Consider the following 15,559-nt stretch of genomic DNA (forward strand, 5'->3'; position numbering starts at 1 on the left):
ACCGAACATTTATTTAAGAACTATGGATAAGATGGAGCAAGGGGATGGAAGACAGGAGATTCGGAACTCGCCTTTTCAGATAAAGCTGCCGCTGTTTATCGGCATGGCACTGGTAGTGGGCGTGCTCCTGGGGGCCACAACCTTCGCGCCGTCCTCAAACAACCCGCAGGGCACCGCCAAAAGTTACCTGAAGTTCCGCGACATCCTCAGCTACATAGACCGCGATTACGTGGACACTGTGGATATTGAGAAGCTCACTGACTTCGCCATCACCGAAATGCTGCACAAGCTGGACCCGCACACCGCATACATTCCAGCCGATGAACTGGCCATGGCCCGCTCGTACCTGGAGGGCGACTTTGAGGGTATCGGAGTAGAGTTCAACATCTTTAAGGATACGATCTATGTCATCACGCCCCTGAGCGGCGGCCCATCGGAGGCGGCTGGTATACAGGCCGGCGATAAAATCATTAAGGTAAACGGCGAGAATGTGGCCGGCACGGGAATCAACAACGAGGGCGTTTTTAAGCGCCTGCGGGGGAAGCAGGGTACCAAGGTAAGCCTGACCATTCAGCGCGAGGCGGTGAAGAAGCCGCTCACCTTCACCATCGAGCGCAGCAAAATACCGACCTACTCCGTGGATGTGAGCTATATGGTGGATAAGAAGACCGGCTACATCAAAGTGAGCCGCTTCTCGGCCACCACTTACGAAGAGTTTCAGGAGGCGCTGCTGGACCTGAAAAGCAAAGGGCTGGAGCAGCTGATACTGGACCTGCGCGGCAACCCCGGCGGTTACATGGACCATGCCATCCGCATGGCCGACGAGTTTGTGTCTGGCAACAAGATGATCGTGTACACCGATGGCAAAGGCGACAAGTACGATTCCAAGACCTTTGCGGAGGAGCAGGGCGCTTTTGAGGATGGCCCGCTGATCGTGCTGCTGGATGAGGGCAGCGCCTCGGCCTCTGAGATTGTGGCCGGAGCCCTGCAGGACAATGACCGGGCGCTGATTGTAGGCCGTCGCTCCTTTGGCAAAGGCCTGGTGCAGATGCCGATCCCGCTGAACGACGGCTCCGAACTGCGCCTGACCATTTCGCGCTACTATACGCCAAGCGGGCGCTCCATCCAGAAACCGTACGGCGAGGGGATGGAGGATTACCAGATGGACATCCTGAACCGCTTCGAGAACGGCGAGTACTTCCACCCGGACAGCAGCCTGTTTGTGGATTCGCTGAAGTATAAAACACTGAAGGGCCGCCCTGTGTACGGCGGCGGCGGCATTATGCCGGATGTGTTCGTGCCCCGCGATACCACCGAGCTGTCGGAGTACCTGAGCCAGCTGTATAACAAGAACATCATCCGGGAGTATACCCTGGAGTACTACCAGAAGCACCGCAAGGAGCTGGAGAAAATGCCTTTCGAGAAGTTTAACAAGAGCTTTGAAGTAACCGATAAAATGCTGCAGGATGTGGTGCAGATGGCGCGCGCCTCCGGTGTGGCCTATAACGATGCAGAGTTCAGGCGGTCGAAGAACCTGCTTCGCAACAACCTGAAGGCGTTTATCTCGCGCAGCGTGTACGGCAATAGCGGCTTCTTCCCGGTGCTGCACCAGTCAGACGAGGAGTTTCAGCAGGCGCTCAAGCACTTTAGCCGGGCCCAGGGCCTGGCCGCAGGAAGTATGTAGCGTTAGCGTACCTCGTGGCAAGCATCAGGATTCTTTGATAAAGGATGCGGTGACATAAGGACAAAAGTTTCTAATAATAGTTGCCCTTCTTATACCCGCATCCGAGGATGTCCAGTTGGGGAAGGGGGTAGGGAGATGATCACATGCCCTGATAAGACTTTTACCAAAAGTTTATAAAACAGAGCCGTGCTACGAGATATGAATAATACAACGACACCTTAAAACTAATCATACATGGCCTTTTACTATAAATTAGGAGAGATCCCGCACAAGCGGCATACACAGTTCCGGCAACCCGACGGCAGCCTCTATGCAGAGCAGCTGGTGGGCACGCTGGGCTTCAGTGGTGTTTCGTCGCTGCTGTACCACATTAACCCGCCCACCCAGATCAGCCGCATCGGGGAGCCAAGGCCTTTCGCGCCGAAAAGAGCCGAGGGCGTAAAGCTGGCGCCGCAGCACCTGCGCACCGTGGAGGTAAACGCCACTGGCCCTGACTACCTCAGCGCCCGCAAAACCATGCTGTTCAACAACGATGTAGCCATCAGCCTCTGCAACCCATCGGAGCACGAGATGGACTACTACTACAAGAACGGCCAGGCCGATGAGGTGGTGTTCGTGCACGACGGCACCGGCGATCTGCTCACCCAGATGGGGCGCATCCCGTTTGGCCCCGGCGATTACCTCGTTATCCCGCGCACGGTCATCCACAAGTTCCGCTTCGACAAGAGCGACAGCCAGGTAAGGCTGCTGGTGATCGAGTCGTTTAGCCCGATTGAGACGCCGCGCCGCTACCGCAACCACTTTGGGCAGCTGCTGGAGCATGCACCGTTCTGTGAGCGCGACATGCGCCCGCCGGTGGAGCTCATCACCGAGACCGATAAGGGTGAGCACCTGGTACAGGTGAAGAAGGAGGGGGAGCTGCATCAGTTCTACTATGACTTCAGCCCGTTCGATGCCGTGGGCTGGGACGGCTACTTTTACCCGTATGCCTTCAACATAAAGGATTTTGAGCCGATCACGGGCCGCATCCACCAGCCGCCTCCGGTGCACCAGACCTTTGAGGCGCACAACTTCGTGATCTGCTCCTTTGTGCCGCGCCTTTTCGACTACCACCCGCTGTCTATCCCGGCGCCGTACAACCACTCCAACGTAGACTCCGACGAGGTGCTGTACTATGTGGAGGGCAACTTTATGAGCCGCAAAGGCGTGGACCGAGGCTCCTTTACCATCCACCCGGGCGGTATTCCGCACGGGCCGCACCCGGGCACCGTGGAGGCAAGCATCGGCAAAAAGGAGACAGAGGAGTATGCCGTGATGATCGATACCTTTAAGCCGCTGCATTTAACAGTGGATGCCCTGCCGTACCTGGACGAGAACTACCCGATGAGCTGGAACGAGCATGGCGACGGCAACGTGCGCAAAGGAGATATGTTTGACTAAACTGCTGCTAGTTTTGTAACTTACGGCGGGAAAGGCGGGCTCTGGCTCCGGCCTCTCCCGCCGTAAGTGTTTTATACCCTTTATACTTGCCATTGATGAAGAGAGTGCTGCTGATGCTCGTGCTGCTGTTTGTCGTAGTAGCCACTGCCTGTGAAAAGATCGATGACCTGCTAACCTTTTACATTGAGGAAGAGGAAACCTTTGCCATCGAGTCTGGTTTTCCTTTAGGTGCCCTTATCCCGGCCACACCATTTACCGTCACCACAAACTCAGAGGAGACGTTCAAAAACAATAAGACACGTGCCGGGCTGGTGAAGGACGTGAGCCTGAACAGGCTGGAGCTGACGATAACAGCGCCTGAAACACAGAACTTCGATTTCCTGAAGCGTATTGAGCTATACATTTCCAGTGAGAAGCAGCCGGAGGTAAAGATCGCCTACCTGGACGAGGTGCCCGCCGGTACTACTGTGCTGAAGCTGAAATCGACCAATGCCAAACTGGATGAGTACATCAAGGGCAACAGCTACACGATCCGCACGCAGGCCGAGATCTCGAAGCCGATAGCAGAAGATATTACCATCAAAGCCGATATGCGATTTAAAGTAACCGCAGATCCTTTATAAGATGCATACAATACAGATGAGGATTTCAGAAGAGAATAAATTGGAGAAGATCATCATAGTGGGCGACCGCGTGCTGATAAAGCCGAAGACCGCCCGCGACCAGACTAAAAGCGGCCTGTACCTGCCGCCAGGCGTGCAGGCAAAGGAGAAGGTGCAGGAGGGCTACATCATGAAGGTAGGCCCCGGCTACCCGATTCCTGCCGACTTCGGCTACGACGAGGAGTCGTGGGGGCAGGAGGAGGAAGAGGTGCGCTACATCCCGCTGCAAGCTAAAGAGGGCGACCTGGCCATTTACCTGCAACGCGACGCCATCGAGATTAACTACCTTGGTGAGAAGTACTTTATCGTGCCCCAGTCGGCGGTGCTGATGCTGGTGCGGGAGGAGGACCTGTAAAGCGCCCTTTTACTTTACCAACGCAAACGGCCATACCTGCATGCAGGTATGGCCGTTTGCGTTGGTAGCCTCTCTGTTCGGTTACACAAGCCTTGCGCCGAAGCGGTGAGGCTGTTAGTGCAGACCTGAGCAGTACAGGCTACAAAAAAGGCCGGCTCTGTAAGGTGCCGGCCTTTCAAACTAAAGGTTATCTGCTGATCATCACCTTGCGGGTGTAGGTGCGGTCGCCGTATTGCAGGCGCACGATGTAAAGGCCATTGGCGCAGGCCGAGATGTCGAACTCGCCTTTGTGCTGCCCGTTTACATTTTTCACGGCAGTTGTGTAAAGCTGTTTGCCCAGCAGGTCCACTACCGTCAGGGTAAGGTCTTCGGGCGCGTTGGTTTCCACGGTATAGCTGAACTTACCGTCGGCACTTGGGTTAGGGAACACCATCAGCTCTGGCCCTGCATTGCGCTCGGCACTCTCCAGTTCATAGCTAAATGCCAGCGACATATCCGAGATACAGCCATCCTTAAAGACTATCACGCTATACTTGCCGCTTTTGGCAGGTGTAAAGCTCTGGCCGGTGGCGCCTTTTACCGCCTCCCCGTCCAGGTACCACTGGTTGCCGTCCGGGGCAGTGGATACAAGCGCTTGCCCGTTGCGTGTCACGGCAGGCTGCTCAATCGGGGTGCCACTCTTGATAGTTACAGCCACACGTGGGCCAGGGCATCCCAGGGAGCGTACTTTTAAGTCGTAGAAGTAGTAATAGTAGCCTTGCGAAGCTGTGGTGGCAGTGTTGCCGATAATCGAGAAGACGTTAGAGGCTTTGAAAGGATAGCCCTGCACGCCTTTATCGTTTCGGAAAATAGTGGCGCCGCCCTCATAGGAGATCGCAATGTTATAGGTGCCGGCTTTCGGAAGCTGCAGGCCCAGGTAGTACAGCTGGCCCTGGTCGTTGGGGTCGTTTGGCTGTGGGCCTTCGGCAGGTACTGTGCGTGTAGCCGTTACATGCAGCGTGCGGGAAGACACCGGTGCCCCGTTACTATCGTATGCGGTGAACGTGATTTTGCCGCTGTGCCCAATATAGAGCCGCGTCTGCTCCAGCACCACAGGGGCCTGTGTCGATACGATCACATCGGGGCTGAACTGGTTGTAGCCTCCGTTAGCAAATACATTCTTATTCGCGACGCCTACGGTGCCTGCAAAATCATCGAAGGCAGCATAAAGTGCCGTGCCCAGCTGCGCAACCGGCACCTGTATCTGGTTGCCTGCCGCCACCGGTGTTGTGCTGGTGGCGGAGCTGTACCAGTACGGTGTGCCGCCGCCCTGTGCCGACAGCGTATACATCGGGTCAGAGCCGCAGCGGAAAGCCGAGGCTTCTGCGGGGGCAGCTGCATCAGGCGAAACAGTAAAAGTGTAGCCGCGTTGGTTATTGCCCGCTACAGCGTCGGAGGCTAACGCTGCCTGTGCCACGAGTTCGTAGGTAGCGCCCGCCTCTGTGGCAAAAGCACCGTTGAGCAGCAGCTCCGCTTGGGCAAAGGGAGCCAGCTTGCCGGCAAACACGCCTGTCAGCGTCGTCAGCTCCTGCCCGTTTTTGAGCACGCGTACTTGTACCGGTATGTTTTGCTGCTCCGCCAGGCCGCTGTTGCGAAGCGTAACCATAACCTCCTGCTCTGCGGTGGCGCACAGCAAGGTGCCTACAGGCTCTACCCGTGTGAGGGCTACGTCACGCTGCGGCTTTACAAATCGGATGAGGTAGTCCTGTGTTTCGCCCCGGTTGTAGCTGCTACAGGCCGTGACAGCGCCGGCATTGCTGGTTTCCTGCACTACTATGCGCATGCGCACCGTGTTGCCTTCCTGTACAAAGCCCGGCGCGGTGATGGGTGCTGTAAATGCAGTCTCTCCGGCCAGCACACCAGATGCGGCCGCTTCCTCTCCGGCATCTGCAAAGCTGCCGTTGCCGTTCCAGTCTATGAACACTTTGGCTACTTTGTTTGCAGCGGCACCGCAGGAGCCCAGCTGCAGCTGCAGCTGTTTTGTCTGGCTTGGCTCAAAGCCGAACACAGTGCCTGTTACGTCGCGGTAAGTGGCGCACTCATCCGCAATGCTCTTGGACTGCGCCCCCAGAGTTACCTTCGTGATGTTGGGCCCTTCGCTTTCAGTTGGCGTACTGGCGCATACAGCAGCGCCACCCACGCCACTTACCAGCAGGGTATACGCCTGAGGCCCTTTGCTGAGAGTGCCTTTGTGCTTAACAGTAATGGTGTACTTCTCCCCGGGCACGGCATCCGTTAGCAGTACCTGCTCCACATTGTCTACTGTGTTGTCTCCGGTTTTGGCTGCTAAGGACGGCTTGGCAGGGTCCAGGATCCAGGGCTGGTACGTTTTGCCTTTGCCCGTTACGCGCACATCCAGGTCGTTTACCAGCCTTGGGGCGCGGTTGTTAAGCGCCGTGGAGCCAAGCGAAACGATACCTCCTTTGGGGTCTGTCCAGGAGATGGTAACTTTCAGAGGGCCGGCACCCGAGGCAACTACCTCCAGCGTTTGTGTGGTGCCCTGCGCCAGTTCTTTTTCCTGCAGCACGTGGGCTGCCTTTCCGTTGGTGATGAGGCTGGCGGCACGCTCCGCATTTAACAGCCCCCATCCGTAAACGTAGTCCGGGCCGTTCTCAGCCCCGGCCTCGTCGGCGGTATGTATGGCCAGGCCTTTCAGGGTGGCGGCGCGCATAAAACGGCCGCTGTTCAGGGCGGCGTAGTGCTCCTGCAGCAGCAGCAGGGTACCTGCCACATTGGGAGCGGCCATAGAAGTGCCGCTCAGCACCTCATAGCTTCTATCGCTGCTTGCCACCGCCGAAAGCACTTTGTCTCCGTCACCCACTATGTCTGGCTTTATACGGCCGTCATCTGTGGGGCCCCAGGAGCTGAAGTCTGTAACTCTCACATCCGCAGGCTGATTATAACCCTCTGTGATAGCGGCCACGGCACCTACCGTCAGTATGTTTTTAGCCGTACCCGTCGTGGAGACCACATCATAGCTGTCGTTGCTGCTAAGGTTCTCCGGGCGTGCCCCCACCAGCTTAAAGGAGCCGTTGCTGTTGCGCTGGTAGTAGGGCTTGCCCACTTCGGGGCCACGCTCGCCGCGGTTGTTGCCCGCCGACTTCACGATGAGGTAATAGGGCGCGTTGTAAGCGATTTCGTCCCAGGTGGCAGCATCCTCGTTATAATAGCCGAAGTTTACGTCCTCCTCCTTACTTATCTCAGGGTTGCCCCACCACTCCCAGTAAGGGTCCTTGTCGGTCCCGTCCCGGTCGGAGTTATAGCGCCAGCCGGCTATGCTGCCGTAGGAATGGTTTGAAATGAGCAGGTCTTTGGCGGCAGCGGCCATTTCGGCGTCATCGCTGTTAAAGTCGTAGGCCTGCAGCGTTTTATAGCCGAAGGCCATACCTTTGGCCAGGGCGTTGATGCCACCGGAAATCAAGGTGCCGGCCACGTGGGTGGCATGGTCATCCTGCTCCGAAGGTTTATCTTTCTGGATAACCCGGCCGGCCAGCTCTTGGTGCGTGGTGCGCACACCGCCCCCATCCCAGATAGCAAGTTTATTGGCAATGCTGTTGCCGCTGCCGCTCAGGCTCAGGCCCAGCGAGCCGCCTGCCCAAAGCTGGTCTGTTCTGGTGGTTGCCGCCGCGCTGGTGTTGTTGTAGGTAATGTAGTAAATGGGCATGCCTTTGGCATCCAGCCCCTGCAGCGAGATAAACGAACCGTCTTTGTACTTCTTCTCTATCACCCAGCCCCGCGCACGCGCCAGCTCCAGTGCCCTGGCCCGGTTCGCTTTATAATCTTTCTCAGCAGAGGTGGCAATACGTTGCAGCGCTTTTGTGTTGGCCTTGGGAGTAAGGCTGTTATGCTGTGCAAATGCCGTAGTGCCTGTCGCCAAACCAAGGGCGATAAACCAAAGGCGCAATCTTCTCATAAAGGTAAACCGGTAGAGGTGTTGTATCTTTCAATATAGGTATTAAAGTCGATTAAAGCCAAAGACGTTCCTGCTGCCGCAGATAAATACAGCTCTTTGTGTGCCATCGGGTTAGGGAGAGGCAGGCGGGGCAACAGCGGGAAAAACAAAAGCGCGCCGGTAACAAACCGGCGCGCTTTCGAAAAATGGCAGCTGCTGTAGTGCGTTTACTTCTTCAGAGACTGTGCAAACTCTTTGGCAAAGTAAGTGAGGATGATGTCGGCGCCGGCGCGCTTTATACTTAGCAGGCTTTCCAGCATGGCCTTTTCCCCGTCAATCCAGCCTCTTTCGGCAGCGGCCTTTACCATGGCGTACTCACCGCTCACGTTGTAGGCGGCAATGGGCAGGTTGGAGCGCTCGCGCAGGGCCTTGATAATGTCTAGGTAAGCCAAGGCAGGCTTCACCATCAGCGAGTCTGCTCCTTCAGCTATGTCCAGTTCTGCCTCTACCAATGCCTCGCGGCTGTTGGCAGGGTCCATCTGGTAGGTTTTCTTGTCGCCTTTCTTAGGGGCGGAGGACAGGGCATCGCGGAACGGGCCGTAAAAGGCGCTCGCATACTTTGCTGCATAGCTCATGATGCCAACTTTTTGGTACCCATGCTCATCCAGCACGCGGCGAATATGGCCTATGCGGCCGTCCATCATATCAGACGGGGCAACAACATCGGCACCTGCCTGCGCCTGCGCCAGGGCCATTTTACCCAGCACTTCCAGCGATTCATCGTTCAGGATCTCATCGTTCTCCACAATGCCGTCATGGCCGTCGGAGCTATAGGGGTCCATTGCCACATCAGTAAACAGGACCACCTCCGGGAAGTTGCGCTTGATCTCACGGATCGCGTTGGCGTAGAGGCCGTCTGGGTTGTGGCTCTCTGTGGCATACTTATCTTTCAGGCGCTCCGGGATGCTCGGGAAAGGGGCAAACGCCTTAATACCCAGGTCAACGCAGGAAGCGATCTCCTCCTGCAGCGTATCGATGGAGAAACGGCTGATACCGGGCATAGAAGCAACCTCCACACGCTGGTTTTGCCCCTCGATTACGAAGAGCGGGAATATGAAATCGTTTACGCTAAGCGTAGTTTCCTGCACCAGGTTGCGTAATACCTCCGTTTGGCGGTTTCGTCTTGGTCTTCTGATCATATCTTTATCGTTTTACAGAAAAGCATTCTGATTTAAGTCGCTGCAAAGGTACGGCTTAAATGGCAGAATTGCTGTGTGTTTATAGCGGCGGCCGCGGTGTCTGTCGAAGGTGGTGTTGTGCCCCGGAAGAGCAAAAGGCGGCTTTCGTGGCGTTCCTTCGTGCTTCCGGGCTTGGCTTCTAACTGTCTGCCTCGTCCTCGTCCGGCAGGATCTCCACATCCTGTACCAGCACAAAGTTCTCTATTTCGCGGGCCCTCGGGGTGTTGGCCAAACCACCTTCAGCGGTTTCTTTATACTTGCGCTCCATGCTTTCGCCTACCTCGCCAAGGGCTGCCACGCATTGGTCTACCGGTATTACGGGGTCTACGCCCGCAATGCCTAGCTGTGCCGAAGAGAAAGCGATGGCGGCCGCACTGGCGTTGCGTACGATGCAAGGCACCTCTACCAGCCCCGCCACCGGGTCGCACACCAGGCCCAGCATGCACTGGATGGTAATGGCCACGGCATTAAACACCTGCTTTACGTCACCGCCCAGGCAGTACACAATGGCACCTGCGGCCATGGCGGCGGCACTGCCTGTTTCGGCCTGGCAGCCGCCCACGGCACCGGCCAAAGAGGCGTTCTGCTCAATAATCAGGGCAATGCCGGCTGCTACGAGCAGGCCTTCGTGTATCAGCCGGTCCTCCAGCCCGTGCAGCTCCTGCAGGGTGGTCAGTGTGCCCGGTAAAATACCCGAGGCCCCCGCCGTAGGGGCAGCCACCACGCGGCCCATGCAGGAGTTTACCTCCTTGGCGCCCAGGGCACGCGCTACCAGCAGCTGAAACTCCGGCGAGAGCACCGTAACCGGCGACTTAGCCACTTTTTTGGCGCTGTTGTTCACCATGCCTGAGCGCGACTTCATGTCCTCCGTCAGCCCGGTTTGCACGGCATCTTTCATCACCTCAAAGGCGTTGGCAATATTTTCCCATATAAATGCTTCGCTGCGGCCCTTCTGCTCGACCTCGTACTCCAGCACAGGTTGGTAAAGCGGTTCGCCTGTCTCGGCACAATGCTTTTCCCAGCTCTTAAAATCAGTGAATAGTAATGACATAGTATTTTTTCTAATTCCGTTCGTAACCCCAGCGACGTGGGGCGCTAAAGTTAGCTATTTTTTAGATCAGGCTTTCAGATGACCCAAACCATAACAAAGCCAGGCATAGGAAATGTTCGGTGCCAGGTACCTGCTTTTGGCGTTTTCTCTGCTTTACAGCAACAGCATGCTTGCCCTGTAATTTATACGTTTGCCTCGCCGGGCCGGTGCGCTTACAATAATTCTTTTAATACTGCTGATTTACAGGGGTTTGTATTATACTTTTGCTCACTGTTATGCTTTGGTTATCAGCATACTACGAACCTGTACGCCTATAAAACTATGAGAAAAATTAACCTGCTGCTGTGGGCACTGTGCCTGGCCCTGGGGTATAGGGCGTGCTACGCCCAGGAACCGGTGCCTCCGTTCAGCGACGACCGCCTGAAGGTGATGGCCGTGGTGCACCTGCTCAGCGAAAACAAGTGTAGCCACAGCGACTTCCCTTTTCTGCCCGCCGATGCCCCGCTGGGCAAGTACAGAACGCACCTGGCGGTAAAGTACTGGAAAGCCCTCCGCAACCGCTACAAGCTTTACCCCTACGAAGTGAGCGTGAACCTGACTGTGCAGGACGGGCTGTTCCGGGTGCAGCGGCAAACTGATAACGCTTTCTTTACAGCCCTGAGCGAGCAGGAGCGGACGGAGTTTGTACGCCTGCTCAACGACTTCAGCTACCGCCACGGGCTGGCTGAACTGCGTTCGTACGCTACCCGGCCGTAGTACTCCATTCTGAACCAGCACCTGCGGCAGCCGCCCTGGCCGGGGTGGTTGCCGTACTTTATGGCAGCTGCAATGCGCTGTAGCCTACCGGCAGTATTACGGAGCCTGTTAACAGAAATAGTTAAAAGGCGTACGTTAGGCATGAGGCGCAGAGCTGGCAAGACAGAAAACTGGTATTATGGGAAAAGAAAAAAAGCGAGTAGCCATGCGGGTGCATGGAAAGGTGCACGGCGTGTTTTTCAGAGTCAGCACGGTAGAAAAAGCCGAAGAACTAGGGCTGACTGGTTTCGTGCAGAACGAGCGCGATGGCACGGTTTATATGGAAGCCGAAGGAGCCCCTGAAGCCCTTCAGAAGCTGGAGCAGTGGGCGCACGAAGGCCCGAAACGCGCAAGGGTGGAGAAGGTAGAGGTGGAGGAGAAGGAAGAGCTCAACGGGTTTGGCAAGTTTGAGCAGCGGAGGTAGGGGCAAAGTGGCGCTACCTGCATTCGGTATTGGAGAAGGGGGCAGGAAAGTATAATGTAACATAGTGGCCCTCCCCTGTGCCGGTCAGCAACTCTTTCCGTAAATTTAGGAGTACAAGCACTTGTCTCTGCCGTTCTGTAGCGTTTTTACATAAGGAAGGCAGAACAGGCGACAGGTGCTGTGCAGGAAGAAATGCCATGCTTCTTACTTAACGATTTAGCCTTCCCCTATGCTTCATGCCCTTCTCCAGCAGGTCCCATACTTCACGGTGGAAGACGTTGCCGCCTTTGAGCCGCTCTGGAAGAAGCGGGTGCTGCTGAACCGGCACGCCTTCCTGATCCGGCAGGGGCAGGTGGAGCAAGGTTTATACTTTGTCAACAGCGGTGCGCTGCGCATCTACTACCCACTCCCCGACGAGGATATCTGCGTAGGTTTTGCCTATCCTAACACACTGGTTGTTTCTTTTCCTTCCTTCGTGGATGCCAAACCCTCTGCGTACTATATACAGGCCCTGAAAAAGAGTGAATTGCTCGGCATCAGCAAGATTGATTTTATGCAGCTGATGGAAGAGCGGCCAAACATCAGGCTGTTTTGGTACGAACAACTGGAGAAGGCCCTGCTGGGCAAGATTGAGCGGGAGGTAGACCTGCTGCTGCCTGAACCAGAGCAGCGCCTGCAGCGGGTGATGCAACGTAGCCCGCACCTGTTTCAGCACATCCCCAGGAAGTACATCGCCTCCTACCTGCGCATGTCGCCGGAAACGTTGAGCCGGCTGAAGGTATAAATCTTGATTAGTTTTAGAGGCAGCCGAGGAAATTAAAGGGTATTGTAATATGCCAGAACCTTTATTAAGTGCCCTTCCTCTTTGAGGCTCAAGCGGTTTGTCTTGATATACGTTTCAACCTGAGGTAGTTTTGGGGCCTCAAAAGCAGCAAGTATTGACTTTTTGCTTTTATTTATTTTTACCATTTTATCAGGCGAAGCAATATAGTACTTAACACTCTCTTTGATTAGCTTCTCTTTTACAATGGAGCCATCGGGGCGCTCTTCTACGATAGCCTTAGAGGCCCTTTTTAATAATATTGTTTCACCATCATTCAACACTTCGTAAAAAGCTCCTGCACTAGCACCATCAACAGGAGGAAAGCCACTTCTGAACTTTCGTTCATCAGTAACTGTGCTGGTTATTTCCTTTTGTAAGGTAAATTCATAAACAGGGTACATAAAAGAAAAGCTTTTCCCATCCTCTGTGCTAAAGATCAATTGATCCTTTACCTGATCATACATAAGACTTACGTTTTCGTACACAATTCCGTTTGTGAGCTTAACAGTGCCTTTAACCCAGTCTTCGAACAAAAAAGGCGATCCCTTCATATGATTGTAGTCTCTGCCGAACGCCTGCATAGACTCACCATCAATAGTGATGTTGACACCTTGTGCTGCTGTACAAAGAGCAAAGGAGCAGACGGCTGCCAAGGTTAGGACTAACTTTGATAAGTTCTTTTTCATTTATGCTTTGAGTAAAATGGTGTGAATGGTTATGACATGAAATATATATTTTTTTGTATCATTTTCAAATAAAAAGAGCTTTTATGTAGATAGTGTGCGAGGAAAGAGAGAGTCCCTGCACTAACTCCAAATTTTGCTGTATAGAATTGAGAAGGTATAAATCTTGATTTCGATCAAGGATTGGGAGCTATAACCTGCTGTATCTTTGTGGTGTACAATATAAACTATGAAATACGATGAGCACACTGGAGCAACTTTTCCGGACCACTGAGAGCCTGCGAGAAACTGTGTCTGCCGAATTCGCTTCGCTGGACCTGAGCAGCCTCAACTTTAAGCCCTCTCCCGCTAGTTGGAGCATATTGGAGTGCCTGGAGCACCTGAACCGCTACAGCCGTTACTACAACCCTGCCCTTGCCAAAGCCGTCGCAGGTCACCCTGCCGCAAGCTGTGTGGAAAGTATAGGCTACAGTTGGCTGGGCAAAAAGTCGTTAGAGATGGTGCGGCCGCAGAATAAGAAGAAGTACAAAACGGCAAAGCACATGAACCCCGGCAACAGCGCATTGGGCCGTGCCACGGTAGAGGAGTTTTTGCAGCACCAGAGGGAACTGCTCGACCTGTTGCAGAGTGCCGGGCAAGCCAACCTCAACAAAAGTGCGGTACCGGTAGAGTTCTTTAAGCTCCTGCACCTGCGGATAGGGGAGGCGCTGGAGTTCGTGGTTGTGCACCAGGAGCGGCACGTGCAGCAGGCCGTGCGGGTAAAACAGCTGCTTCTGGAGCAGGCAGTGGCATAGGGTCTTAGCCAGGATGCTCTGGCAAAAGCTGGCGTAACTGCAGTTTACAGAAGGCTTCGCTACCAGTTTATGGTGTAGCTGCAGAGTAGCAGCCAGCGCCGCTTCGGAAAGGTTTGGCCCACGTTCCCTTAGCAGGGCTTGGAGAGTAGAGAGGGGTAAAGCTACCTGCTACAGCCTCACCACAACCTCCTGCTTTTCTCCAGTAGTGATGTCAACTGTGAACAATTGATGGCTGTTGGTGCTGGTTACCCAAAGCTGGCCGTTTAGGAACATGAGGTCGTTGGGTTCGTGCAAGCCGTCGGTGAGGGTGCGTACCCGGCGGCGCTGCAGGTCCAGTACTTTAATTTTGCCGTTGTATGTGTCTGCTATATAAACATCGCTGTCGATGTTCTCCACCCCTACGCAATGCTGCAGCAGTGCATCATCTGTGTCGCCGTCTATGTCGCCAAAGTCAAACAGGCCCCTGCCCAAGGGAGTAAGCACCATGCCTGTCTCGGTGTTTACGGTGCGGATGGCGCTGGCTTCGGCATCGGCTACATAGAGCACCGGCCCGTTGTTGGCCAGGCCGCTGGGTTGGTTAAACGCGGCTTCGCGGAGGGGGCCGTCGGTGAGGGCCTCGCGGCCACTGCCGGCAAAGCGGTACACACTTTCCGTTTCCAGGTCCATGCGCAGAATCTGGTGGTTGCCAGCGTTGGCGATAAACATGCTGTTTCCGTAGATGAGCAGGTCCCAGGGGCTGTTGGGGTTTACAGGCTCGTCCAGCTTGTCATCCAGGAAATAGTAGCCCAGTTCACCAGTGCCAGCGGCCGTTTCCACCGTTTTATGTTCAAGGTTAACTTTGCGGATGGCGTTATTTTTGGCGTCGGCTATGTATAGTATACTTCCGTGCAGGGCCAAGCCGTGAGGCTCGTAAAAAGTAGCTGCTGTATAGCTGCCGTTCCCAAAGCCTTGCTCGCCGCTGCCGATCACTTCCAGCACCTGGCCTTGCTGGTCTAGCTTTAAAATGCGGTTGTGGCCGCTGTCGGAGAGGTAAATGTTGCCTTCTGCGTCGCAGATCAGCTTGGACGGGAAGTGTAGTGTCGTCTGTGCCGGTTGCTCCACGTGGAAATGAACCGGCTCGTGGTGGAGTACCTCCTTAAACTCTTCCTGTAGCTTCCGGATATATGGCTGCACGGTGTCGTACACGCCTTCGCCGGCATGCTGCCCAATCACTTTTCCGTTAGGGTCTATGAGTACAATGGTGGGCCAGGCGCGCACGCCATACTGGTCCCAAATTTTGTAGTCGGCATCGTTGACCACCGGGTGCTCAATGCCAAATTTCCGGATAGCTTGCCTGATGGTCTCGTTTTGCTTCTCGGCGTCGAACTTGGCCGAGTGTACCCCCACCACCACCAGCATATCGGAGAACTCCTCCTCCAGCCGCTTCAGGTCCGGGACAATGTGCTGGCAGTTGATGCAGCCAAAGGTCCAGAAGTCCAGCAGCACAATCTTACCTTCAAAATCCTTGATCGACCAACTCCTGTCGGTGTTGAGCCAGCCATACTCTGTGTTGATCTCTGGTGCGTTTACGCGTCCGGTTAGCATAGTGTCAGTCTGTTTTCGATTTGTGGGTGTAGCTTTATCTGTTACAGGTTTGCAGCGGGTTTTGTTTAGTAGCCGCTAGCGCCTTGTCAAAGGAG

The 15,559-nt window shown here is 54.9% G+C and carries 13 protein-coding genes; 8 read left to right on the forward strand and 5 right to left on the reverse strand.

Going from position 1 to position 15,559, the window contains the following annotated elements; genetic code table 11:
* Positions 1-22 precede the first annotated feature (22 nt).
* From CA264_RS18230 to CA264_RS18245, 4 genes are all read left to right on the forward strand, one after another.
* The gene (locus CA264_RS18230; protein WP_025608833.1) at positions 23-1,684 is read left to right on the forward strand and encodes a S41 family peptidase; all 1,662 of its coding nucleotides are present in this window, start codon (positions 23-25) and stop codon (positions 1,682-1,684) included.
* Positions 1,685-1,918: 234 nt separating this feature from the next.
* The gene (locus CA264_RS18235) at positions 1,919-3,124 is read left to right on the forward strand and encodes a homogentisate 1,2-dioxygenase (protein WP_025608834.1); all 1,206 of its coding nucleotides are present in this window, start codon (positions 1,919-1,921) and stop codon (positions 3,122-3,124) included.
* A gap of 95 nt (positions 3,125-3,219) precedes the next feature.
* Complete coding sequence (locus CA264_RS18240) at positions 3,220-3,747, forward strand: hypothetical protein (RefSeq protein WP_025608835.1); 528 nt, start codon at positions 3,220-3,222, stop codon at positions 3,745-3,747.
* 16 nt (positions 3,748-3,763) lie between these two features.
* Positions 3,764-4,141: a co-chaperone GroES gene (locus tag CA264_RS18245; protein ID WP_025608836.1), complete on the forward strand. Its 378-nt coding sequence runs from the start codon at positions 3,764-3,766 to the stop codon at positions 4,139-4,141.
* A gap of 187 nt (positions 4,142-4,328) precedes the next feature.
* Here the strand turns inward: CA264_RS18245 and CA264_RS18250 are convergent, their stop codons facing one another.
* From CA264_RS18250 to sdaAA, 3 genes are all read right to left on the reverse strand, one after another.
* Positions 4,329-8,093 (reverse strand): S8 family serine peptidase, encoded by a 3,765-nt coding sequence (locus CA264_RS18250; protein ID WP_036777260.1) that lies wholly within the window; start codon positions 8,091-8,093, stop codon positions 4,329-4,331.
* 206 nt (positions 8,094-8,299) lie between these two features.
* Entirely contained in the window at positions 8,300-9,271 is a 972-nt protein-coding gene (hemB, locus tag CA264_RS18255; protein ID WP_025608838.1) for a porphobilinogen synthase, read from the reverse strand.
* Between the two features lie 178 nt (positions 9,272-9,449).
* The gene (sdaAA, locus tag CA264_RS18260; protein WP_025608839.1) at positions 9,450-10,361 is read right to left on the reverse strand and encodes an L-serine ammonia-lyase, iron-sulfur-dependent, subunit alpha; all 912 of its coding nucleotides are present in this window, start codon (positions 10,359-10,361) and stop codon (positions 9,450-9,452) included.
* 321 nt (positions 10,362-10,682) lie between these two features.
* On the opposite strand from sdaAA, the gene CA264_RS18265 reads away from it, so the two are divergent.
* The 3 genes from CA264_RS18265 (at position 10,683) to CA264_RS18275 (ending at position 12,364) form a co-directional block, all read left to right on the forward strand.
* Positions 10,683-11,117, forward strand: a complete 435-nt coding sequence (locus tag CA264_RS18265; protein WP_025608840.1) for a hypothetical protein — start codon at positions 10,683-10,685, stop codon at positions 11,115-11,117.
* Positions 11,118-11,295: 178 nt separating this feature from the next.
* A complete protein-coding gene (locus CA264_RS18270; RefSeq protein WP_025608841.1) occupies positions 11,296-11,580 on the forward strand; it encodes an acylphosphatase in 285 nt (94 codons plus the stop codon).
* A 229-nt stretch (positions 11,581-11,809) separates the two neighbouring features.
* Positions 11,810-12,364: a Crp/Fnr family transcriptional regulator gene (locus CA264_RS18275; RefSeq protein WP_025608842.1), complete on the forward strand. Its 555-nt coding sequence runs from the start codon at positions 11,810-11,812 to the stop codon at positions 12,362-12,364.
* 32 nt (positions 12,365-12,396) lie between these two features.
* On the opposite strand, the gene CA264_RS18280 is transcribed toward CA264_RS18275, so the two are convergent.
* On the reverse strand, positions 12,397-13,089 hold the full coding sequence (locus tag CA264_RS18280; protein WP_025608843.1) for a hypothetical protein: 693 nt from the start codon (positions 13,087-13,089) through the stop codon (positions 12,397-12,399).
* A gap of 236 nt (positions 13,090-13,325) precedes the next feature.
* On the opposite strand from CA264_RS18280, the gene CA264_RS18285 reads away from it, so the two are divergent.
* Positions 13,326-13,880 carry a DinB family protein gene (locus CA264_RS18285; protein ID WP_025608844.1) on the forward strand — a complete coding sequence of 185 codons (555 nt, stop codon included), beginning with the start codon at positions 13,326-13,328 and terminating at the stop codon, positions 13,878-13,880.
* 168 nt (positions 13,881-14,048) lie between these two features.
* Here CA264_RS18285 and CA264_RS18290 read toward each other — a convergent pair whose 3' ends face one another.
* Complete coding sequence (locus CA264_RS18290; protein WP_025608845.1) at positions 14,049-15,464, reverse strand: thioredoxin-like domain-containing protein; 1,416 nt, start codon at positions 15,462-15,464, stop codon at positions 14,049-14,051.
* Positions 15,465-15,559: the final 95 nt, after the last annotated feature.

Source organism: Pontibacter actiniarum, assembly GCF_003585765.1.
Classification (GTDB): domain Bacteria; phylum Bacteroidota; class Bacteroidia; order Cytophagales; family Hymenobacteraceae; genus Pontibacter; species Pontibacter actiniarum.